Origin of the sequence: Kitasatospora sp. NPDC059088 (assembly GCF_042738155.1) — a bacterium.
Taxonomy (GTDB): Bacteria; Actinomycetota; Actinomycetes; order Streptomycetales; family Streptomycetaceae; genus Kitasatospora.
The window spans coordinates 1-6608 of the sequence record NZ_JBHYGR010000218.1 but is presented as its reverse complement, the minus strand read 5'-3'; the positions used below and the strand labels follow the sequence as shown (position 1 = coordinate 6608).

General features: G+C 75.1%; 4 protein-coding genes and 1 pseudogene (1 of these 5 running past the window's edge). 1 reads left to right on the top strand and 4 read right to left on the bottom strand.

Annotation, left to right across the window (positions count from 1 at the left end):
• The 4 genes and pseudogenes from ACFWXO_RS43785 to ACFWXO_RS43770 all read right to left on the bottom strand — a co-directional run.
• Nucleotides 1–164, bottom strand: a pseudogene (locus ACFWXO_RS43785) (NHLP family bacteriocin export ABC transporter peptidase/permease/ATPase subunit); it reaches 2260 nt to the left of the window's first position.
• Between the two features lie 12 nt (nt 165–176).
• On the bottom strand, nt 177–989 hold the full coding sequence (locus ACFWXO_RS43780; protein ID WP_380532476.1) for an HlyD family efflux transporter periplasmic adaptor subunit: 813 nt from the start codon (nt 987–989) through the stop codon (nt 177–179).
• The gene (locus ACFWXO_RS43775; RefSeq protein WP_380532473.1) at nt 986–2512 is read right to left on the bottom strand and encodes a SagB family peptide dehydrogenase; all 1527 of its coding nucleotides are present in this window, start codon (nt 2510–2512) and stop codon (nt 986–988) included. Before ACFWXO_RS43775 ends, ACFWXO_RS43780 begins: the two co-directional genes overlap by 4 nt.
• Nucleotides 2513–2533: 21 nt before the next feature.
• On the bottom strand, nt 2534–4810 hold the full coding sequence (locus tag ACFWXO_RS43770; protein WP_380532470.1) for a TOMM precursor leader peptide-binding protein: 2277 nt from the start codon (nt 4808–4810) through the stop codon (nt 2534–2536).
• A 225-nt stretch (nt 4811–5035) separates the two neighbouring features.
• Here ACFWXO_RS43770 and ACFWXO_RS43765 point away from each other — a divergent pair.
• Nucleotides 5036–6608, top strand: a 1573-nt coding sequence (locus ACFWXO_RS43765) for an AAA family ATPase (RefSeq protein ID WP_380532467.1), incomplete at its 3' end; no start/stop codon positions are given.

Below are 6608 nucleotides of genomic sequence, written 5' to 3'. Positions count from 1 at the left end.
TGTTGGTGATGACGATTCTGGGGTCGGCGGGGGGGGCGGGGGCCCCCCCGGGGCGGGGGCGGGCCCGCGGGGGGGGGGCGGCCGCGGCGGCGCTTCGGCTTCTCGGGGTCCGGTTCCGGCACGGGGGCGGAGGCCCGGGTGCTCTCCGGGACGGTGGCGGTCATCGGTGCCTCCTCTCAGCGGCCGAGGATCAGGTTGAACGGGGTCTGCTCGCCGACGTTGATGGTGGCGGTGACGGCGACCTGGGTGCCCAGCGGGTTCGGCGGGCCGCTCTGGGAGGTCCAGGCGAAGCCGCTGGGGGTGTTCGGGTCGGGCGTGAGGTCGACGACGACCAGCCGGGGCGCGTCCTTGCCGAGGTAGCGCTGGGCGGCGAGGTCGCCGCCGACCAGGCCGGAGACGGCCTCCCGGGTGAGCGCGTACGGGCTGACCGAGCTGACGGTGCCGCGCAGCAGGCCGAAGGCGCCGGCCGGGGTGGTGGACACGTTGAGGTCGACCTGGTCGCCGGGCTCCAGCCCGACGGTGCGGGTCGCCGGTACGAAGACCATCGCGACCATCCGCTCCTGCGGGTCGTCGACCCGCTCGACCGAGGCGACCGGCGAGCCGGGGGCGACGACCTGGCCGTCGGTGACCGACAGGCCGACCACCCGCCCGCCGAACGGGCTGGTGACCTCCCGGCTGTGGCCCTCGGTGTCCTCGACCCGCACCACGGACTGGCCCTGCCGGACCTGGTCGGAGGGCTTGGCGAGGACGGTACGGACCATCCCGCCGAACGGGCTCTGGATCATCGCGGTGCCGTGCGGGTGGGTGAGCAGGCCGGGGGCGTCCACGGTGATCGGGATCGTCCCGGCGAAGGTCCACAGCAGCGCGGCGGCCATGGTGATCATCACGACGAACAGGGCGATCCAGCCCCGCGGCGCGGCGAGCAGCGTCGGCGAGTCGAGCTCGTCCGGCTCGCGCATCCGCTGCAGCGCCTTGAAACGGAACTTCATCTTCTGGCTTCTCTCCGTGGGACGCCCACGTCCTGGCGCAGCGTCGGCGGCCGGCTGCCGATCACCAGCTCACCGACGGTGCCCTCGGTGAAGTAGTCGAGGCCGCTGGCCGCGGCGAAGTCGGCCGCGTCGCCGCCGCCGAGGCCGCAGACCGCGAGGTCCATCGCGGTGCCGACCAGGTAGAGGGTCTGGTAGAGCGCGCCGACGTGCTTGAGGACCAGCGGGTAGGCGACCGTCTCGTACTTCCACATCACCCGGCCGAACCGCGCGGTGACCAGCAGCACCACCTGCGGGTCGGTCTGCATCAGGCAGGACTCGCGGGCGCTCTTGACCAGTTGGGCGGTGGCCGGGCTCGGCGCGCTGACCAGCTCCAGCTCGTGCCGGTCCGTCGCGTAGTGCCACAGCCCGGGCTCCAGGCCCGCGCAGGAGGTCACCAGCGGGTACAGCTCCAGCTCGTGCACCGCGCCGCCGCTCGGGTACGGCCGGTCGGCCAGCTCCTGGCCGTCCCCGCCGGTGAAGGTCTGGCGCCGGCGGGCGCTGCGGTAGAGCAGCCCGCCGAGCTGCTCCAGGGTGATCGGCGCCTGCCCGTCGTGGTCGCGCACCGAGCGGCGCTGCTCCAGCACCTCGGTGAACGGCCGGTCGGTGCGGGTGAGTTCGTCCAGGTCGGGGACGGGCAGGGCGACCTTCTCGCCCGCGAACGGCGCGGGCGAGGCGGGCTCGGGGGCGAAGCGGTCGCCGAAGCGGTAGGTGCCGCCGTAGCCGGCCACGCTGGTGGGCCGCCGGGTGCGGGAGTGGAAGGCCAGGTCGGCGGCGGTCCACTGGGCGAACCGCTGCTCCTCGGCCTCGGGCTCGGCGCCGGGGGCGCCGTAGGCCAGCAGCCCGGCGGCGGCGAACAGCCGCAGGGTCTGCCGGACGGCGTCCAGCGGCAGGGCGCCGGGGAGTTGGGCGAGCGCGGCGGGGCTGGTCCAGCCGGCCAGGGCGGCCAGCAGGCCGGCCGCCCGGGTGGTCAGCTGGACGGCCAGCGGGCTGCCCGGGGAGCGCACCAGCAGGGCGCCGTCCTCGACCGCGGCGGTGGCGAAGCGGGACAGCTTCACCTGCCCGGTCGGGTCCGGGGTGGGGCCGGGCTCGGCGGCGCCCCGGCCGACCGGGCGCAGCCGGGCCAGCGGCTCCTCGGTGCCGGCGGTGCCGTCCGGGCCGTCGACGGCCAGGTGCACGGAGTGCTCCAGCATCCCGGCCGTGCCGAGCCGGCGGCGGGCCAGCTGCCAGCGCAGCAGCCCGGTGTCGCCGTCCCGGGCCGCGACCAGGGCGGCCAGCTCCTCCTCGGTGTGCTCCCCGGCGGCCAGCGCGGCCACCGCCTCCCGGGCGCCGGGCGCCAGGTCGGGCAGGTCGAGCGCGCCGACCGGCGCGGTCAGCCGGACGGCCCTCGGGCCGAGCGGGGCGAACGCGCCGTCGGGGCGCAGCCGCAGCCGGCGCACCGTACGGGCGGCGGCGGGCAGGTGGATCCGGTCAAGGGCGGTGGTCATCGCGTCGGTACCCGGCCGTTCCTAGAAGAAGACGTTCTTCGGGTTGAGCTGCTCCTCGGTCTGCGGAGCGGCCAGTCGGCCCTGGCGGACCGGCACGTCGTAGAGCCGGCCGGGGGCGAGGCGGCGCCAGAAGTGGCGCATGCCGGGGGCGATCACCTTGACCACGGCGAGGTCGAGGTCGGGGCGGCTCTGGTCGAGCACGATCACCTCGACCCCGGCCCGGCGGGCGCGGTCGACGCAGTCCCGGACGTGTCCGGCGAGGTCGTCACCGTCGAGCGGGGCGAAGTCGGCCAGGGTGGTGGCGGCGAGGTCACGGCCCGGCAGCAGCCAGGGCTCGTCCGCGACGGTGGCCGTCCGGCACCACTCCAGGGTCTCCAGGTCGTCGGTGCGGTAGAGGGTGTCGCCGTTCTCGTCCCGCCGGTCGATGAACGGGAGGAACTGGTTGACCTCGGTGAGCGCGCGGATCGCGGCGATCCGCGGGTCCGGGTGGGCGCCGAAGCCGACCATGATGTCCTCGACCTCGTGCACGCGCCGGGAGATCGCGGCGAACACCGGCACGCCGAGGTCGGAGGTGAGGTCGAGCACCCACAGCTCGCGGTCCACCGAGGCGTAGAAGGCGCGCATGGTGTCCACGTACGGGTCGTTCAGCGAGTCGAGGTCGAACTCGGGCTGGGCGGTGCGGTTGTACCACCACAGGGCGACCGCGTCGCGCTCGACGACCTCGCAGAAGCCCTGGAGGATCGCCTCCTCCAGGGTGTTGCCGCTGGCGCAGCCGTTGGAGTCGCCGACGCAGTAGAAGTGCTGCTGGAGGTCGGGGTGGCCGTACCAGGCGTAGCCGGAGGGGACGAGCCGCTCCTCGTCGTGGGTGAGCGACCAGGCGCGGGTCCAGTCCAGTTCGGCGTCGACCGGGAACGGGTCGGGCACCAGGTGCAGCCGGTGCTTGGGGTCGGCGTTCCACTCGGCGCGGTTCGCGAACTGGGTGTCGGAGAACTGGAGCAGGGCGTCCATGTGGACGGCGACGGCCGGGTCGAGGTCGCGGTAGGCGGCGCGCACCACCGGCTCCTCGCCGCGCCAGACCGCCGAGTAGCGCTCGATCGCCTCGCAGATCGCGCTGACCTTGGCCTGGATCTCGGAGCGGCCCTTGCCGCCGCTCTGGCCGCGCATGTTGCGGCGCAGCAGGTCCATGTTGTCGTTCACCATGGCGAAGTTGTGGCCGGCGGTGAAGCTGTAGGTGATGCCGTTGCCGGTGTCGTCGTGCGCGCCGAGCCGGGTGATCGCGCCCAGGTGCGGGCTGATGTGGTGCTTGAGCCGGTCGTAGGTGAACTGCGGGGCCTGGACGCGGTAGCCGCCGTCGGTGGTGTGCCGGGCCGGGCTCGGCTGCAGGACGACCTCGGGGCTGCGCTCGGTGAGCAGCGCCGGGTCGCCGCAGTCGGGGCACTGGGGCTGGCGGACCAGGGTGTGCTCGGTGGTCTGCAGGGTGTTGAGGTCGAGGCTGACCATGGTGCCGGAGAGGGCGGAGCAGCACTCGTCGGCGAGGATGCGCGCGGTCTCGGTGGCGAGCAGCTGGGCGGTCGTCGCCGGGCCGGCCGGGATGGCGGCGCGGGTGGGGTGCAGCGGCACGGTCTCGCCGCGCTTGCCGGCCAGGTAGCGCTCGACCTGGCGGTTGCCGCTGATCCGCTGGGCGAGGCAGCTCCAGCAGCCGGTCTCGTCGGGGCGCAGCAGCGGGCCGAGCCAGGGCGAGGTGCCGGTGGGCTTGGCGAGCAGCCAGGGGCGCCGGTCGGCCAGCCGGGCGGTGTTCAGCCGCTCCAGGGCGGGGGCGAGGTAGTCGTCGGTGAGGGCGACGACCATGGTGTCCGGGCCGCCCGTGACGGCCTGGTCCTCGGTGACGGCGCGGGCGCGCAGGCCGGTGGCGGTGAGCGCCTCGACCAGCGGGGCGGCCTCGGCGGCGCCGAGGGCGAGCACCAGCAGCTCGGTGGCCCGGGCGGCCTCCAGGGCGACGGCCGGGTCGACGCCCTGGGCGTCCCAGTAGGCGAGGACGTGGTCCGGCAGTTCGGGCCGGCCCTCGGCGAGGTGCCCGGCGGCCTCGTAGCGGCGCAGTGCGGTCAGCGCCTGGCCGAGCGGGACCTCGGTGCCCAGTGCCTGGAGGATCTCGGCGACGGTGCGCCGTCCGTCCAGGTAGGGCAGGAGGCGCACCGCGGCGGCCCCCGGGACGAGGTAGTCCTGCCCCTCTCCGAGCAGGAAGACCTTTTCTCCCACCGTCTCGGTGAGGAAATGGGCCTTGAGCCGCGGTCGCTCCATCAGTCATCCCCCTGTGTTCACAAGTTCGTCGTGAGTATTCGAGCACGGCGCCAATTGGGCTGTACATACTGCATATCCGTCGGCGCCGTCGAGTTACGCATCGCGTGGAATTGCGTATTCCGTTCGGCCGGTACGTATCCCGGTACGTATTCGCCCGGAACGTTGACAGGGGGGCGCGGCGGGCGATACTGGTGTGTCCGCACGCGGGTACGACGGGGGGTTGCGGTGCCGACTGGAGTTTTGCTGCACCGGGAAACGGAGCTGGCGGAGCTGGCGCGCGCGGTGGCCGGGGCGGCCGCCGGCCGGTCCGCGGTCGTGCTGGTCAGGGGCGCGCGCGGGGCCGGGAAGAGCGCGCTGCTGCGGGCCGCGCTGGCCCGGCTGCCGGAGGGCGCGGTGGTGCTGCGGGCCCGATGTCACGACAACGAGCGGGACTTTCCGTACGGCGTGGTGCGTCAGCTCTTCGATCCCTTCATGCGCATGACAACCAGTGGGGCGCCAAGCCTGCAGTTCCTGGGCGAATCACCCGGGGAATTCCCCGGGGCGGCCCTCGCCGGAGATCTGCCGGACGCCCTCGGAAGAGCCCTTCCGGCGGGTTCCGAAAACGTCGGCAACGGGCGCGAAAGGGTGCTGAACGACCTTTTCCACGCGGCCCGCTCGCTCACCGCCCGGACCCCCGTCGTGATGGCCGTGGACGACCTCCACCTGGCCGACGAGGAGTCCCGCCAGTGGTTCTCCTACCTCGCCCGCCGGCTCGACGGCCTGCCCGTCGCCCTGCTCGCCAGCACCGCCGACGAGGCCGCCGACCCGCTCGCCGCCGAACTCGCCGCCCTGCGCCACGCCCGCACCCTCACCCCCGGCCCGCTCTGCGACAGCTGCGTGGCCGAGCGGGTCGCCGAGGAGTTCGACGCCCCGGTCGACCCGGAACTCGCCGCCGTCTGCCACGACCTCTCCCGCGGCAACCCGCTGGTGGTCGAGGAGCTCACCGCCCGGCTGGCCGCCGCCCGGATCAACCCCGGCTCGCCCGACCTCGACAAGGTCCGCCGGATCGGCGCCGGCACCCTCGCCGACACCACCCTCAGCTGGCTGCGGCAGAGCCACCCCCGGGCCGCCGAACTGCTCACCGGCCTCGCCGTCCTGGGCACCGGAGCCGACCTCGCCACCGCCGCCCTGCTGACCGGCCAGGGCGAACTCCTCGCCGACGAGGCCCGGGAGGCGCTGCACCGCACCGACCTGATCGAACCCGGCCCGCCGGAGACCTTCCGGCACGAGCTGGTCCGCACCGCCGTGCTGGCCCGCACCGACCCGCGCGTCCTGGTCGCCCTGCACGAGCGGGCCGCCGCCCTGCTCGCCCGGCTCGGCGCCCCCGCCGCCCGCACCGCCGAACACCTGATGTCCTCCGGCACCACCGGGCTGGACTGGGCCGTCCCCGTCCTGCGCACCGCCGCCCGGGACGCCGCCGCCGACGGCCACTGGGACGACGCCGCCCGCTACCTCCAGCGCGCCCTCGCCGACGCCGCCGACCCGGAGCTGGTCCGCTCGCTCACCGGGCAGCTCGGCACCGTCGAACTCCACCGCGACGTGGCCGCCGCCGCCCGCTGCGCCGCCGGCCTCGCCGCCACCCCCGACCCGGCCGAACGGGCCCGGCTGCTCCGGCCGTTCGCCGGGCCGGTGCTCGCCCTCGGTTCGGCCGGCGCCGCCGCCGTCCCGTTCGCCGAGGCCGCCGCGGCGCTCGCCGCCACCCCCGGCCCCCCGGCCGAACTGCTGCTGCCGCTCGCCGCCCAGGCCGCCCTCACCGGCC